Raw genomic sequence first — 17154 nt, 5'->3', positions numbered from 1 at the left:
CCCCTTTTTTTTATTAAAAAAAATCAAATAATAGCACGACAATGTATCTAGTTATAACCTAAGATTTTGCTATAATAATACAAAAGCAATAAAAATTTGGCATTTTAAGATAATCAGAAAGAACTAGAAGGGAGTGAGGGAAGGGATGAAGAAAATTGTAACAATCTTTGTTGTGATATTGCTTCTATTTAGCTTAGTCATCCAAATAACAAATGATAAAGCAAAAGCAGATACCACCACGACCCCTAAATTGAAGGTTTTAGAGATCGTGGATACAGGTTCTTCAAAATTGGCCAATGTTTTAGACAGTAATAAATATTCGGTTACGACGATTACCATGAAACAATTCGTTGCCTCAAGGGATGAACTGGACGGAGAATACGATATCATTGCCATTCCGGATGGTGGAATATATTCAACCAAAACAGTTACAGACTATATCAATGATTTAAAGAAGCAATATCCATATAAGGCTGATCTAGATATTCGGGCCTTGGCACATAATACAACGAATATTTTAAATGATATTACCAATTTACGGCAGCAGGAAATCATCAATGATTTTATTAATAAAGGGCAGCCTGTTTTACTTGGAGAGAATAGCGTAAAGAATAATGGAAAGTTGCAGAATTTCATTAATTACTTTAATAAAGCAAATGTTCTTCATTATAACGGCAATCAACAGAAAGCAGCCAATTTACTGTCAAATTTCCTTAATAGTTCAAATTATATTTCCAGACCAAGATTTGAATTGACATCCGGTCCATCCGAACTAAATCAAAAATATAAACCCGGTGATAAGCTGGAGTTCAATTTAAATATCCTAAAACCGTCAAATATTCAGTCAAAAGATTTAAGGGTAAGACTCTACATAGATTCCGACTTCAATGATCAATATGACCCGTCAGAAATTGTGCTAGAACAGCCAATTACAAGCGCAAGTACATCCATCAGCTATGTACTGCCTAGAGGATACAGCGGAATTCGCAATTGGAAGCTTGAAGTCATTGATATGGGGACAAATCTTAAAGACTACCAAAAAGGAACCATTTATTTTGTGGATAAAAGAGTAGATATAAATGTACTCCAGGTTAAACGGTATCCTAGCGACGGCTCCAGTTTATTAAGCCCTGTTAATATGAATCAATCTTACTTAAATCCATCTTCGGGAGAATATAAGATTAATATAGATGTAACGAGTTTTGATGAATTTAACAAAAGTGCCGGACCTACAGCACCGTATTCGCATGAAACGGTAAATGGGAAGTATGATATGCTGATTTTTGGATTTTCCGATATATATAATGAGGGAGCCATTCTTAACCAAAATTCAGCCAATTCCATTGAAAATTTTATTAAAACGAATCAAAGTGTGATGTTCACCCACGATACGATTTACAGAAAAAGCGCTACAGATAATAACCTGTGGGTAAGTAACTTTATGGATGATACGGGACAAATTGCTCCGCAAACAAATTTGGGATTTCAAGCGCCCAACACGTCAACTCAAACGAATAAAGTAAATGATGGAATGATGACGAAGTATCCTTTTAAACTAGGGAATAATATTCAAATTGCGTTAACCCATAATCAGTATTACACGTTAAATCTAGAAGATTCTAATATTACGCCTTGGTACAATATCATTGGCAGCAATCGTGATCCAACTGACAGCTGGAACCATTATTATACGTATTCTAAGGGGAATGTGACTTATTCAGGAACTGGTCACACTTCTTCAAGGTTTCCAGATGATGAGCAAAGGCTATTTGTCAATACGATGTATCGAGCTTTCCTTGGTTCGAATCACGCACCGGTCCTTACTGTGATGACCCCGTCTGATGGAGATGTGATACCAGCACATCAAAAAATTGAGCTAGCTTATAATATCCAGGATTTTGATCTGAAAGATAAAAGTGTTTCAACGCAAGTGTATTTAAATGACAAATTAGTTTATTCCGAAGATAATATGGCAAATGGTTCCACGATCGTAAAATCCATTGACCATGGAATGCCAAATGGCGGAACTGCCGTTTTAAGAATTGATGCAATGGACAAGAGTGGAGCGAAATCCGAGAAGGTCTTAAATCTGACGATTCAAAAAGTAAATGCTCCGCTGCAAGTTAGCCGGACAGCATCAACAAGCGATATTGTGCCTGTAAATAAAGAAATTACGTTAAATTATTTAATAAATCCTCAAGATCTTACAGGGGCAGTCACACAGAAACTGGGCGATAGTGCCGTTATATCCGGAATTCAATATTCGGAAAGCTTTCCAGCGAATATGGATGTTGTTGTTCCTGCTGGGTTCACGAAAACAGGAAGTTTATCGACAGGATATACTGTTCAGGGAACTCTTCCATCGATTACTTACAAGAAAACAGGTGATAAGTATTCTGCCTCACCGGTTAACTTTACTATTACGGTAATTCCAAGAACGAAGAATCAATTCACCTTAAATAATGCGAAAATTAGTTATCAGGACATTGATAACAGCACAAAATCCGCACAATTTAATGCCCTAACAGCAAGGTCGGATTATGCGCTCACCGATATTCAGTTACCAGACAGCATCGTCTTAAATAAAGGAATTCCGAAAAACTTTGCCTTAGAATTGAAAATCAAACCAGAAAATGCTGGAATTAAAGAAATTAAATGGTCGGAAACAACGAATAATTCAATTATGTCGATTGACCCGGATTCGGGCGTCGTAACAGCCAATGCTATCGGAGATGGTTATATTAAAGTAAAAGTAACAGATGTTTTTGGCAATGTAAAAGAGGCATCTACCTATGTGACGGTAAGGGTACCGGTACAGAAAATAGATGTATCCGATCTTACAATGAATGTTGGTGATACGAAAAATCTGCCAATCACCATAACACCACAGGATGCAAAATATGGAATCACTGTTTCGCTTGAAGATCCAGGCTTGGCTGCTATTGATAAGGACAAATTTACGATTACTGCACTCAAGGCAGGTACGACAAACTTGGTCGTTAGCGGGATAGATGCAAATGGAAATGTCATCACCCAAAAGGCGAAATTAATGATTAATAATGTGCTTGTAAATAGTATTTTAGTGCAGCCTGGCGATATTAAGTTAAATAAGTTGGACGAATTCAGTAACTTTATGGTAAAAATCCAGCCGGACAATGCCACGAATAAAAATTTAATTTGGAAATCATTAGATCCGTCCATTGTAAGTGTACTAGAAAATGGAAGGATTAAAGGAGAATCTACCGGAACAACCAAGGTCATCATCACTTCGGAAGATGGCAATGCGCAAACTTCTGTAAATGTTACAGTTGGATCACCATTAAAAGGCATTAGTACAAACCCTCCGGAAATCAATATTCAAAAAGGCGACAACAGTAAAAATGCCGGAAACTTCATTGTCTATATTCCCGGTGATGCAACGAATATTAAAGATGGTGTTACGTACCAATCCTCTAATAATTATATTTTATCCGTCATGCCAAACGGTCAAATCTTAGCGAATCGTTTAGGAAGTGCAAATATTTTCATTACAGTCCAAGATGAGGCCGGCAAAGCATACACTGCGATCTTAAAAGTCAATGTCGTTGATCAAACTTCCGGAAATGACGATAACGACAAATATTAAAATAACAAATAAGAAGCCATGACAATTGTTATGGCTTCTCATTATGCAGAAGACTATAGGAAGGACTATAAGGATGAACAAGACAAAAACAATAAGTCTTATCATTTCCATCATAACGATTTCAATAATGGTATCCATACTCATCTTTGTTTTTTCGGGAAAATCGCAAGAAGACAAGCAAAAAGAACTGGTAAATGCCATTCAGCAAAATAATATAACTCAAATCAAAAAAATGGTTGAACAAAACTACCCGCTTAATTTTCTTACCAAGGATGGGCTGACACCGCTAGAAACAGCTTTAAATGATCACTCGTTGGAAACTGCAGCTATTCTATTAAAAAATGGTGCAAAAACAAATAAGAAAGTGCCTATGCCATTATTCGTTCAAATTGTATCGGTATTAGAGGATTACCGTGAGTCAATTGGAGATCCCAAATATCCTAAACAAATTAAAGAAATAAAAAACTTGTTAAAGCTGGCCAGTCAAGATAAGGCAAACAACATTAATGCCAAAAATGATATGGGGAATACGGCCTTGCAAATTGCCGCAATGTCGGGACATCCGGACATCATTCGCTACTTGCTTCAACTTGGAAGTGATCCGAACGTGACAAATAGATATCAGGAAACACCATTATTAATTGCAGTGAAGGCTGGTCAATTAGAGGCAGTCAAACTATTATATCCCTATCATAACCGTAAATTAGATAGAGATTATAATGGAAATGGTTTGATCTCTAGTGCTGCAATGGATCACCAAAGCGAGGTCCTCCAATATCTTCTTCAGCAAGACAAATCGGGAATAAATGATCAGAATCGTGATGGAAAGACGGCTTTAATGATCTCGGCAGAATATGGCTTTACGGATATTGTCATGATTCTTCTTCAAAATGGGGCCAATCCGGCGCTGAAAAGCAAAGAAGGAAAAACGGCATTGGATTATGCCTTGCATTGGAAACACGAAGATATCATTAAACTATTGCAAAGAGGCTGAACACTTTTTGTCAGCCTCTAATTTTGTTTCATCAAATCAGTTACAATCTCAAGTTGATCAACCTTTGGCAAGCCTTCTGCGTGATCGAGGAACAGTTTTTTGTTGTTTTGAATGATGAAACGTGAAGCTTGTTTATCTGGATTCGGTTCAAAACGTAAATCTGTTTGTTGATCATAGGTTTTTCCGCGAAACGCATTTACTTCCAGGTTGCCGTTGGCAAATAGTCCGCCATCGATATTAATATAGGAGCCAATTGCATAGACAACCGCATCCGAATTGGTGTACAAGAAGGCTTTGATCGAGTTTACTTGATTCAAGTCTGAATTATCAGGATTAACAAATTTATTCAACTTCGCAATTTCAAGTGTACCTTCTGACATTAGGATCAATTCTCCGTTGTCCAGTCCGGAAATATTGACATTATCGATCGATGTCCTGCCTAACACATACATCGTGGAATTAAAAGCCACCTTGCCCTTAATGGAAACATCTCCTGTTACAAGAATATTGCCAGAAACATTCATCGTATCATTTCCACTGTTTTCGAAATAGGCATTTCCATTAATGACAAGCCATTGGGTGTGATCTATGGACAGATTATTCGTATCAATATTAGCATCTCCATTATAGACGAAGCTTTTCTTGGCCTGATCGATGTTATTCAAATGATTAAAAGTCGAAATAACCTGTACATTGGAGTTAGTTGTCGCAGCATTGATCGAACTTTTAGCTTGTTGAATTAGACGATCGCTTGATAAATTCGAAATATCGAAAGCGGGATCGATAATACCGCAATCCTTTAATTTATCAATGAATGTTTTGACGATATCTACATCAATGAAATCCGTATCATCTTTGGCGATAGTTGGTGCATTTGGGTCAAAGACACTGTCCAATTGATCAGACTTTAGCGGGAGAAAGGTTTGCTTTATTCCATTCACATAGCATTTCCCGTTTCTGTCATCACAAAAGGTGACATTCTGATCATTAAGATATAGATAATTTTCCGAATGACTAAGCACGGATGGAAATGTTGTTGCCACTTCCCTTTGGGAATTATTATAAATATATTTTGCTTGATTGCTGATTTCCAAGCCGTTTTTCGCATAGATATTCCCTTCTTTTAAATAAAGAGAGCCATTAATCGTTAAGGTATCTCTTGAACCGATTGCATATTTAAGAAAGCTTGGCATTGGTGTAATGTAAACAGTTTGCTGGTAGACGGCGCTTTTTCTAACTTTACTTGTTACGGTTAGAACTCTTGTAAATTCTTTTAAATCCGGTCTGGCATCCGTTATTTGATAACCATATGCGTTATTTAACAAATTGTTCGAAACGAATTGGCTGAAATCATTAACTGTCATTCCCGGATTGTATGTATTTCTGACGGATGCTTTTATATAGGCGACGGCTTCATTTAGATTACGAATCGCGTCTAAATTATCCTCAATATTTTCTTGCCGGATCTGTGTCCGGCGCGCCCCGTTAATGCTGACGGAAAGAATGGCCAGCCCGAGGACAGTAAAGACAAGCAGGACGAGCATAACAGTTAGAAGTGTATAGCCTTTTTCCTCTTTTAGCATCGTATCACCTCAGGTTAGAAGCCGAATGAACTTTTTAAGATTAATGGCTTCGTATTTAGTAAACGATTACCTCCTGATTGGCGGCTTTGGAGAACCAGATTGAGTGAAATCCGGCCATGTTCGCATTTGCCGCTTGTGTCTTCTCTTGTGCAAGAACCAAGAGAGAGGTTAGAAGTTTCAGTATTTGTTCCATCTTCGATAACTGTATGAATGGAGTTGGGCGGATCAATTTTTTCCTTCGAGATCGTCTTGTTTTGAGCATCTAATTTTTCGATATAGAAGCTTTCGTTTTCTTTATAAATCAAGGTATGATCCTCAATTTCAGTTGAATCCTCGACCAAAAATCCATCTACATTCTTCGGTTTATATCGAATCATTTCAATTCCTTTTGCACCTGTAGCGGGATTTGCATAATCCGATACCGTATTCGGTGGACTGTTATACATTTCGTTCAAGATCATGGTCGCAACATAATCGGCATCATCCCTAAGCTGGCTTTCAATCCCGATCTTCTGATAAAGTTTAATCCCGGTAAGAAAGACACTATAAATGACACCTGAAAGAATGGTCGCAATCACTAAAGTGGCAAGTACTTCAATTAACGTAAGGCCACCTTCATTTGCAAGCTGTTTCTTCATTTTTGTATTAAACCCCTTACTGTTCTCGATTGATTCCCCCAAGTAACTTGCACTTCAACACCGATCAGATAATTGCTTAAATTAGGACTTGCTGTTTGGCTGCCATTAGTGACATCTCTTGATAACGTAACGGTTGTTGAATAGTCAACATTGTTGATTTCTGTGGAGAAAAAATCTCTGCAGACGGGTGTATCAAATACAGAATCCTTACAATTGTCAATCGTTAATTTGACCTCTTTAGGGTTAGTGTCCGAAGGGAAATATTGATTTTTAATGGATTGATAGTTTTGCTGTTCCATATAATACAAAACATTGCGGGCAATGTTGATCCCTACAGTTTGATCTTGATTTTTTTTCGTATAGGAATACGCTTGGGTAAAATAGGAAAGGAAAGCAGTTGTAATAATCCCTAAAATGGTAATAGAGACTAATACTTCAATGAGGGTTAAGCCTCGGCTATTTTGTAAGCGATGGGACATTCGATGTACCGCACCTCCAAAAATGAAGAATTAAGAATGGTAAATTTCGAGTATTTTTGACAAGTTCAATAGGAAAAAATCAAAATTATACCATTGTTATCTTTCAAAATACCTAATTTTATTATACAATAATTTAAGATGAAAAGGTTTTATAAGTCCGTTAAATAAGAAAATTGTTGCTTTTAATACGATAAAACTTTTTGATTAGAGATGCCATTTTGAAAGGGAGGGGTGAAATGGAGCATTTTCTTTGGGCTATTGGATCTCTTGTGATCCTTGTTCCGGTAATATATTTTTTGCCGATCGGCATATCTAAAATCGGAAAATGGATGATCATTTCTCTTTCTTTTTTATTTGGTGTTATAGGTCTTTTTGCTCAAACTGTTTTGCCACTTTGGGAGTTCGTTATTTTACTATTCGTTCTTATTGGTCTTATTGCGTATATTCTCGACCGAAAAGTAGGCAAGGTTTTATATGTGCCGATACAGTCCATTGAAGAAGAGCCATTATTCTTCGATCAAATGAATGATGACGTTCCTGGAAGAATAGATTCTGAAGAACGAACAATGACAGACATCGAAATGCACAGCCGAGATCATCATCTAAAGGAAATTCCGATTATTGAAAATACAACAGTTCAGGCGCAAACATCTGATGCTAATGATATCATTTCTAAAGAAAAATCATTAGAGATGAAAACTATGCTTGAAGATTGGGAAATACATAAACCCTTTGACATGGAAAATGAATTTCAGCCGATCGCTGATCAGATAAATAAAGATCAGCTGGAAGTTGCTGTTACAGAGGATTATTTAGCTGAATTAGAAGATATGGTAAACGAAGCTATACCTGCAGAACCTGAGGAACCATTGCATAATATGTTAACCGAAGAATTAGAACATAACCAAACAGTGGAAAATTCTTTCTTTAACCATGAAGCAAGTCTAGTTTTGGCTGAATTGGATCCATTAGAAGCGGTCAATGAACAGGAGAAACCTGTGGAAGATCATGAGGAAATGGATGGTCTTCATTTAGGCACTTTGGAACAGCTTGAGGATGACCTGAGTAACGGTCAGCTTCTTTCCTTTGAAGAATCTGCAACAATTGCTAGTGAAGAATTAAAGAATGATGGGCAGTCTTTAAGTGAATTGGATCAGTTAGTGGATGAGCAGAATATCGACCTGTTTCCAGGCTATGAAGAATCCGCTGCAAACACTAATGAGGAAATTGAAAGTATGGATGAGGCTGGTCTCGTTTCCGAGCATATTCCATCCTATGAAGAAGTTATTCCAACGGTCACAGCCAGCCAGCCAGATGTTCTGAAGCTGGTAAGTGAACAGGATGCTGAAGATGAAACAAATAAACAATCTATGCCGAATCCTCCATCAGGGACACCAATTTTACAAAGAAAGATCATACATACCATTGTTACGCAACTGAAAATTGTCCGTAAGACAATGAATCCTGAGGATTATGAACAGCTGATTCTGAAACAGATGAATGTTCAATTGTCTGTCCATGAACATTTCACATTTGCCAGTATGTTAATGGAACATTATATTGCTATAAAAGATTTCGGGAAGCTTGAATCGCTGATCGACCGTATCAAGGAGAAAATAGCGGGATATCCGATTCTTGAACAGCAAGTGGAATTTATTCATGGACATTATTGCCGAAAGAACCATTAATATTTCAATGAAATGCATAATAAAAAGATTCGTTACAAATCGAACTAGGTGTGGTGAACAGAATGAAGAAAAGTACGCAAATAATAGGGTTGCCGATTATCAATATTTCTGAAGGAAGTCAGTTGGGGAAAGTAAAATCACTCGTAATCAACCCGGAAAAAGGTTCTGTTGATTTTTTAACAATAGAACATGATGATTGGCAGGTCAGCATGAAAGCAATTCCATTTAAAAAAATAGTCGGAATCGGTGAATATGCCGTTACCATTGAAGCGGCAAGTGCCGTCATTGATTTAAACGAAATACCTGTAGCCAATCAATTAGTGAATAAAAAGATCAAAATAACCAATACAAAAGTATTGACCAGAAAAGGAGAACTTCTTGGAGATGTTCAAGAATTCTTTGTTGATCAAGATACTGGTCATATCCTTGGCATCCTGCTGAATGTAGCAAACAACGAAGTCGTGTTAGCGGCGGATCAGGTTGTTACTTTTGGAAAGGACATTATCGTCGTCAAGGAGGATGCTTCTTCGCAATTTCTTGACTCTGCTGAATTACTTGTAGAAAATACAGCAGAACCACATACAAACGAAGAAATGGATTTAGCAAATCAAGATTTACAGGAATTGAAATTAAAACAAATTGAGTTGCTTAAAGGAAAAAGACTGGTAAGTGACATTGTGGATGGGGACGGCATTCTTCTGTTTTCTAAGGGGACCATTCTTACAGAGCAAGATATCATAAAAGCTCAGCAAAAAGGTCCTGAAGTGCTAGTGGAATTATCCATGAATGTTGAAGAATAGGAAACAAGGAGCCGGTTCGTGTGAAAGAAAAAACTCAAAGCTTAAAGCTGTTTTTTGTCCTAATTCTTTGCACGGCCTACGTGTTTGGGTTCTCCCAAATAGGGGCGCAGGCATATAGCTTTTTCCGCGGAGATCATTCTGTTTTTCCGGCAGGTACTTCAGTGGCATCAGTTAATATTGCTGGAGAAACAGAAGATGAAGCCATAAAACAAATCGATGCGAAAATAGCTGATTGGATGAAGAATACGAAAATCGTTCTACAATATAAGAACAAATCAGTTCCATTAGATACTGGAGCTTTTCAATTTCATACAAAAACGGCGATACTGAACGTAAAACCCGGCAAAAAAAATTTAGTAAGCCCAAATATTCGTGAAGATGCATTGGCAAATGCATTAAATGCATTCTCGCCTGATTTGGCAAAAAATCAAGTAGATATGCAAAAACTTAAAAATCAGATTGCCAGTTTTGCTGCCCTCCTGCATCCCGGAAATTTTGTCATAAAGTTAGATGAATATGCTGCGTTAAAACCGGTAGTCATTAATGAAATCAAAATGAATCCACCTGATATCCCTAATGATTTACTATTTGCAATCGGAAAACTTAAATCATTTGAGGTGAAAGGGCAATCTACCTTTTCACTCTTGGCATATATGAATCAGATGAACATGAATGAAGTATCATCTGATGCTATGAGTATGATCGCATCAGGAATTTATCAGGTAATATTGCCATCTAACTTCTCCATTCTAGAGAAACATACAAGCCAAACAGTGCCGAAATACACATTACCAGGGTTTGAGGCGAAGGTAGATTACCAGAAAAATAATGATTTTGTGTTTGCCAATCCAAATCCAAATTCATATCGAATTGAATTAGAATGGCTATCCGACGGCATGCATGTCACATTATTCGGGCCAAAGTTTACACATACTTACAAGATTGATAATAGTACTATACAATATTTCCCGCCAAGAACAATCGTTCAATATAGCCCCATTGTGAATCCCGGGCAAATAAAGGTCCAAAATAGCGGAGCGAAAGGATTTTTAATCAAGATTTATCGTAAAGAGTATCAAAATGGGCTGCTCGTACATAATGATCTAATTTCCGAAGACTTCTATCCGCCCGTTCCAAAAGTAGAAATTCATCCGCTGGTGGAAAATGGCAGTTCTGCTGACTTGAACCAGCCTAATCAGGCAAGTAACGGGGAATCTGTCAATACAAACAGTAACGCCGTAAATGAAACGAATGCAGGGGATCCTGCCAATACAAATGGTGATCCTGTGAATGAAACCAGTAACGGAGAGTCTGCCAATCAACCAAACTCTAAAAACTCGACCTCACAAGCTCAAACAAAAAACACGAACACCAATTCATCATCTGTATCAAATACAAAACGATAGTTGTTAATTGAAGGTGTGATGACAATGATCCAAACCCGTAAGCGCCTTGGAGATTTATTAGTGGAAGCTGGTCTTATAACAGAAGATCAGCTTCAATCTACATTAAAAGAGAAAACCAAAAATCAAAAGCTTGGGGAAGCATTATTGGAAAGAGGCTATATAACGGAACAGCAGCTAATCGAAGTGCTTGAATTTCAGCTTGGTATTCCGCATATTAGTTTGTTTCAGTATCCGTTTGATACAACGTTGTTTTCCCTTATTCCAAAAGAAACGGCGCGAAGAAAATTAATTGTTCCGCTGAAACGGGAAGCCAACAAGCTGTATCTAGCGATGTGGGATCCAATGGATTTCATTGTAATCGATGATCTGCGCCTTTTGACAGGATTTCGAATTGAGCCTGCCATTGCCACAAGGGCCGATATTTTACGGACCATTCATAAATATTATAATGTCGATGACGGCCTGGATGAGTTACTCGGAGAATTACCGCAAAATGAACGGGGCAGACTCGATGATGTGAATGACCAAGATTCACCGATTGTGAAACTAGTCAACCAGATCCTTACGAATGCGGTGATTCAGCGGGCAAGTGATATTCATATCGACCCTCAAGAAACAAAGATAGTCGTCCGCTATCGAATTGATGGTGTATTAAGAGTGGAGCGAATCTTACCGCAAAGTATGCAAAATATGTTAACGGCAAGAATTAAAATTATGGCCAATCTTGATATAACAGAACATCGAATTCCGCAAGATGGACGGATTAAGTTAAATCTTGAATTTCATCCGATTGATCTTCGGATTTCTACCCTTCCGACCATTTACGGTGAGAAAATTGTCATGAGACTTCTCGACATGAGCTCCGTGTTAAGTGATATTCAAAAGCTAGGTTTTAACGCCCATAATTTAAAGCGGTTTACGGAATTGATTGAGAAACCGACAGGGATTGTCCTCATTACGGGCCCGACTGGTTCCGGGAAATCTTCCACCCTTTATGCGGCTCTTAATAAAATAAATAGTGATGAGGTCAATATCATTACCATCGAAGACCCGGTAGAATTCCAGTTGGAAGGAATCAGTCAAGTTCGAGTCAACCAAAATATCGGGATGACGTTCGCTGCCGGCCTGCGCTCCATTCTCCGCCAAGATCCCGATATTATCATGGTCGGAGAAATTCGCGATACAGAAACGGCAGAAGTCGCGATTCGTGCATCATTAACAGGACATTTAGTTTTAAGTACATTACATACAAATGATTCCATTGGCACTGTTACCCGACTGCTTGACATGGGAATTGAGCCATTCATGCTGGCCTCCTCATTAACCGGGATTGTCGCCCAGCGCCTTGTCCGGAGAGTATGCCGCGACTGTATGGAAGTGCAGGAACCATCGAAAAGGGAAATAGAAATTTTCGCTAAACGAGGTTTGAAGATTGAGAGAATACATCGGGGGAAAGGCTGTTCCTCCTGCAATATGAGCGGATATAAAGGAAGAATTGCTTTACACGAAGTACTAGTCATCAATGAAGAGATCCGGCGTTCCATCATGAATGGCGAATCGTTTCAACGGCTGAAAGAACTTGCTATCAAGAATAAGACTGTTTTTTTGCTTGATGACGGACTGTTAAAGGTCAAGCAGGGATTAACCACGACAGAAGAAGTATTACGTGTAAGCATGTTGGAGTAGGAGAGTCATATGATGAAGGAAAAAATCAATGCAATCTTAAATGCAGCTGTGGAGTATAAAGCTTCTGATGTGCATATAACGGTTGGAGTCCCGCCGATCATGCGTATTAATGGCGAGTTAAAACGATACGGTACAGAGAAATTGCTGCCAGCAGATACAGAGAAAATCGCAAAGGCGGTGATCCCGGAAGAGAAGTGGCATGTGTTTAAAGAGAAAGGGGAATTAGATTTTTCTTACGGGGCACCGGGCATATCCAGATTCAGGGTTAACGCCTTTCATCAGCGAAAAAGCATCTCACTCGCTTTTCGTACGGTATCGGCCAAAACTCCAACAATTGAAGAGTTGGATCTGCCGGAAATTATCAAGAAACTGGTGGAGTCACCCCATGGCCTTATATTAGTTACCGGTCCGACCGGAAGCGGTAAATCGACCACCTTGGCATCGATGATTGATTACATGAACCGGACCATGCGCAAACATATTATCACCCTTGAGGATCCAATTGAGTACCTTCACAAACATGGAAATTCGATTATTGACCAGCGTGAAGTCGGTTATGATACGATGACCTTTGCCAGCGGGCTCAAGGCAGCACTCAGGCAGGACCCCGATGTCATTCTGTTAGGAGAAATGCGGGATTTAGAAACCATTTCTACCGCGATTACGGCTGCGGAAACAGGCCATCTTGTCTTGGGAACATTACATACCTCGAGTGCTCCGACGACTATTAACCGAATTATTGACGTCTTTCCATCAGGACAGCAGCCGCAAGTCCGAACCCAGCTCGCTTCTGTATTAGTCGGCATCATTTCACAAAGGCTTTTCCCGACAGCAGATCAAAAGGGAAGAAGAGCGGCAACGGAAATTTTGGTGAATAATCCTGCTATAGCCAATTTGATTAGAAATGAAAAGGTTCCTCAAATTCAAAGTACATTGCAAACCTCTAAAGCTCAAGGAATGCACACCCTTGAGATGAGTATTCGTGAATTGATCGAACGCGGCGTAATTGAAAAAGAAGCAGCCATTCAATATTTACATGAAAAGATGATGCAAAATGGCTAGATTTAAATATCAAGGCCGCGACCGGAAAGGAAAAAAGCAAGGAAAAATCCAGGCTGCATCCAAAAGAGAAGCCCTTTTGAAGCTAAGAGAAGATGGAATAAGAGTCATAGAAATGACGGAAATACCCGAAACCTTTTTGACAAAAGATATTTCCTTTGGAAGTCCTGTGAAACTACAGCACTTTGTTATTTATTTAAGGCAGTTTGCCACTTTGTTAAAGGCAGGAGTTACGGTTGTAGAATCCACATCCATTCTGGCAGAACAAACGGAAAGTAAAGGTTTAAAGAGGGCATTGCTAGATGTTGAGGTAGAATTAAGAAAAGGAAAAGCGTTATCAGATGCTGTTTCTAAACATAGAAAAATCTTTAACTCGATGTTTATCAATATGGTGAAATCCGGAGAAGTAAGCGGGAATTTAGATGTAACACTTGAACGATTAGCAGATCACTTTGAGAAGCAGCATTATACGAGACAAAAAATCATTTCGGCCCTCTCCTATCCGGCTGTTGTTGGGGTTGTAGCCATTGCCGTTGTCATTTTCTTGCTTGTTACGGTTGTTCCCACCTTCGTATCGATGTTTAATGATTTGCATGGAAAACTACCGATCATTACGAAATTTGTTTTATCGTCAAGTGCTTTTGCGCAATCATATTGGTGGCTGATTGCTCTGATCGTGGTGCTGTTCGGGGGAATATTCTTCTATTTGAAGAAAAATACGCAAACAAAATATTATTTAGATTATGCGGCATTACGAATGCCGATATTTGGAACATTAGTGCAAAAAGCAGCCTTGGCAAGAATGATGCGAACGCTGAGTTCGTTGTTTTCAAGTTCTGTTCCGATTCTGCAAGCAATGGGAATTGTTGAAAAGGTTGTCGAGAATGAAGTCATTGCCCAAGTGGTGCGAAGTTCACGTGATTCCCTTGAAAAAGGGCAGTCGATGGCAGAGCCAATGAAAACGCATTGGGCCTTCCCACCACTTGTGACGCAAATGATTAAAATTGGCGAGGAGACCGGTGCGCTCGATGCCATGCTATCAAAAATTGCCGAGTTTTATGAAAAGGAAGTTGAGATTGGAACGGACCGGCTAAAATCCTTAATTGAGCCGCTGATGATTGTCGTACTGGCCGGCATTGTCGGGATTATTGTAGCTGCCATTATGATTCCAATGTTCGATATCTTCAACCAATTCCAGCAAGTCAATAAATAACCAATTAAGATTAATGGTTCATGAGGGAGGTGTCAATGTGTTACATAAGCTTAGGGACCAATCAGGGATGACCTTGATTGAATTGCTGGCAGTCGTCGTCATTCTTGGGATCATCTCTGCCATTGCCATCCCATCGATATTAGGATTAATCGATAACTCGAAAAAAGATGCCCATATTGCCAATGCCAGGCAGATGATTGATGGCGGGAAAAGAGTCCTTTCATCTGAAAGTTCAGCCATGCCATCTTCAGGCAACAGTAAAATCATCCCTCTTGGATATTTGGAAAATGGCGGCTATTTAAACACGGTTAAAGATCCTGATGGTAACAGCAGTTATAAAACTACAAATACGGCGATATCTGATTTGTCGGGAACTGATATTTCGAAAGCACCTTCAGATGATTCCTATGTGTTAATTGTCAATCCAACAAATGGGGAATTAACCTATTATGTACGGCTCGTAAATGCCACAAGAGGGATTCAGACAGCAAACCATCTACCTGTTGCAGAATCCGCTTTATCCCGTGAAAGCATTCATTAAACATGATTGTGTTAAGTCATTAGAATTTTATGGTTTTATAGATATAAATGGATAAAATTAGTTAAAATCATCAAAATTCTATTTCCTGAACAAAAAGTTTCCAGTATAATAAAATAAACTATTTTACTAGGTTAAAAGAACTAAAAGGAGATGAACAAATTGTTACAATTAGTAAAGAAAAGGCTGAAAGAGCAAAAGGGGATGACCTTAATCGAATTGCTGGCAGTTATTGTGATTTTAGGGATTATTTCTGCCATTGCTATTCCAAGTATTTTAGGATTGATTGACAACAGTAAAAAGGATGCACACGTTGCTAATGCACGGCAAATGATCAACTCGGCAAAATTGGCGGTGACAGGGGATTCATCATTACAACCGCCTGATGACAAAACTCCAGTATATGTAACATTAAAGTATTTACAAGATAAAGGCTATATAGAAACGGTCAAAGATCCCGATGGAAAAGGATATTCTGCTGGGGATGGATCTGCGGGGACATCGAAACCTGAAAGTGGATCATATGTTATGATCAGTTCAACAAGTGGAAAACTTTCCTACTCTGTATATCTTACTAATGGTACAAGATCTATAAAGGATGCTAGTGGAAATCCAGTTCCTGAAGATCAATTATCTAGAGATAATGTAAGATAAGTATAATAGAGTTATGTATAGCGTATTTTTATGTCTATTTTTTCTTTACGGCATCACCCTAGGCTCCTTCTTCAACGTCGTCGGCCTTCGGGTTCCAGTGAAGAAATCTATTGTAAAACCACGGTCTGCATGCCCAACCTGCGGGCATCAGTTAAAAGCATATGAATTAATACCAGTAGTTTCATATCTTATTCAAGGGGGGAAATGCCGCGGGTGTCAGTCGCGGATTTCTCCTATTTATCCGATTATGGAATTGCTGACTGGATGTTTGTTTGCTGTTACTCCTATTTTCATTGGATGGTCAGGGGAGTTATTTGTTACTTTAACACTTATTTCCATGTTCATAATGATCATGGTCTCCGATATTCAATATATGATCATCCCTGATAAAATTCTTATTTGGTTTGCAGGGATTTTTTTATTGGAGCGGATGATTTGGCCGCTTACTCCTTGGTGGGATTCCCCTTTAGGGGCTGCTGTCGGCTTTGTTCTGCTGCTATCGATCGCTGTTGTTACGAAAGGCGGTATGGGAGGCGGCGATATTAAACTTTATGGATTGCTTGGGTTTGTGTTAGGATGTAAACTGGTCCTTCTCTCCTTTTTTCTTTCCACCTTATATGGTGCTATATTTGGGGGATTGGCACTCTTATTTAGAATCGTCAAGCGGCGTCAGCCCATCCCCTTCGGACCGTTTATTGCTGCGGGAACACTCACAGGATACTTTTGGGGAACAGACCTCATTCAACTGTATATAAGAACTTTTATCATGTATTAACTAAGGGGTTTTCTAA

14 protein-coding genes are annotated in these 17154 nt (G+C 38.7%); 11 read left to right on the top strand and 3 right to left on the bottom strand.

The genetic code is table 11. The annotated features are described in order from the left end of the window. Nucleotides 1-145: 145 nt before the first annotated feature. Nucleotides 146-3625, top strand: a complete 3480-nt coding sequence (locus BFU02S_RS01475; protein WP_066365624.1) for an Ig-like domain-containing protein — start codon at nt 146-148, stop codon at nt 3623-3625. 73 nt (nt 3626-3698) lie between these two features. Next, nucleotides 3699-4619, top strand: a complete 921-nt coding sequence (locus tag BFU02S_RS01470; RefSeq protein ID WP_066365617.1) for an ankyrin repeat domain-containing protein — start codon at nt 3699-3701, stop codon at nt 4617-4619. A 17-nt stretch (nt 4620-4636) separates the two neighbouring features. On the opposite strand, the gene BFU02S_RS01465 is transcribed toward BFU02S_RS01470, so the two are convergent. The 3 genes from BFU02S_RS01465 to BFU02S_RS01455 are packed head-to-tail and all read right to left on the bottom strand — an operon-like array spanning nt 4637 to nt 7319. Next, on the bottom strand, nt 4637-6202 hold the full coding sequence (locus BFU02S_RS01465) for a hypothetical protein (protein WP_066365613.1): 1566 nt from the start codon (nt 6200-6202) through the stop codon (nt 4637-4639). Nucleotides 6203-6216: 14 nt separating this feature from the next. Further along, nucleotides 6217-6840 (bottom strand): PilW family protein, encoded by a 624-nt coding sequence (locus tag BFU02S_RS01460; protein WP_066365610.1) that lies wholly within the window; start codon nt 6838-6840, stop codon nt 6217-6219. Next, the gene (locus BFU02S_RS01455; RefSeq protein WP_066365608.1) at nt 6837-7319 is read right to left on the bottom strand and encodes a prepilin-type N-terminal cleavage/methylation domain-containing protein; all 483 of its coding nucleotides are present in this window, start codon (nt 7317-7319) and stop codon (nt 6837-6839) included. The genes BFU02S_RS01460 and BFU02S_RS01455 overlap by 4 nt, the downstream gene beginning before the upstream one ends. 236 nt (nt 7320-7555) lie before the next feature. Between BFU02S_RS01455 and BFU02S_RS01450 the strand changes: the two genes are divergently transcribed. The 9 genes from BFU02S_RS01450 to BFU02S_RS01410 all read left to right on the top strand — a co-directional run bounded on the left by BFU02S_RS01450 (nt 7556) and on the right by BFU02S_RS01410 (nt 17138). Then, complete coding sequence (locus BFU02S_RS01450) at nt 7556-9007, top strand: YbaN family protein (protein WP_066365605.1); 1452 nt, start codon at nt 7556-7558, stop codon at nt 9005-9007. A gap of 62 nt (nt 9008-9069) precedes the next feature. Then, the gene (locus BFU02S_RS01445) at nt 9070-9807 is read left to right on the top strand and encodes a PRC-barrel domain-containing protein (protein ID WP_066365601.1); all 738 of its coding nucleotides are present in this window, start codon (nt 9070-9072) and stop codon (nt 9805-9807) included. A 20-nt stretch (nt 9808-9827) separates the two neighbouring features. Then, on the top strand, nt 9828-11213 hold the full coding sequence (locus BFU02S_RS01440; protein ID WP_066365598.1) for a G5 domain-containing protein: 1386 nt from the start codon (nt 9828-9830) through the stop codon (nt 11211-11213). A 24-nt stretch (nt 11214-11237) separates the two neighbouring features. Then, the gene (locus BFU02S_RS01435) at nt 11238-12899 is read left to right on the top strand and encodes a GspE/PulE family protein (RefSeq protein WP_066365593.1); all 1662 of its coding nucleotides are present in this window, start codon (nt 11238-11240) and stop codon (nt 12897-12899) included. 12 nt (nt 12900-12911) lie between these two features. Next, entirely contained in the window at nt 12912-13961 is a 1050-nt protein-coding gene (locus tag BFU02S_RS01430) for a type IV pilus twitching motility protein PilT (protein WP_066365592.1), read from the top strand. Continuing rightward, nucleotides 13954-15171, top strand: coding sequence for a type II secretion system F family protein (locus tag BFU02S_RS01425; RefSeq protein ID WP_066365591.1), 1218 nt, complete (start codon nt 13954-13956; stop codon nt 15169-15171). The genes BFU02S_RS01430 and BFU02S_RS01425 overlap by 8 nt, the downstream gene beginning before the upstream one ends. A 37-nt stretch (nt 15172-15208) precedes the next feature. Further along, nucleotides 15209-15712, top strand: coding sequence for a type II secretion system protein (locus BFU02S_RS01420; protein ID WP_235841961.1), 504 nt, complete (start codon nt 15209-15211; stop codon nt 15710-15712). 150 nt (nt 15713-15862) lie between these two features. Continuing rightward, on the top strand, nt 15863-16363 hold the full coding sequence (locus BFU02S_RS01415) for a type II secretion system protein (protein WP_066365589.1): 501 nt from the start codon (nt 15863-15865) through the stop codon (nt 16361-16363). Between the two features lie 13 nt (nt 16364-16376). Then, the gene (locus BFU02S_RS01410) at nt 16377-17138 is read left to right on the top strand and encodes a prepilin peptidase (protein WP_066365588.1); all 762 of its coding nucleotides are present in this window, start codon (nt 16377-16379) and stop codon (nt 17136-17138) included. Nucleotides 17139-17154 lie beyond the last annotated feature (16 nt).

The sequence above is a fragment of the Neobacillus fumarioli NBRC 102428 genome, from assembly GCF_001591485.1.
Taxonomy (GTDB): domain Bacteria; phylum Bacillota; class Bacilli; order Bacillales; family Cytobacillaceae; genus Neobacillus; species Neobacillus fumarioli.
Note: the sequence above shows the minus strand (reverse complement) of the source record. Positions and strands in the feature narration are given on the sequence as shown.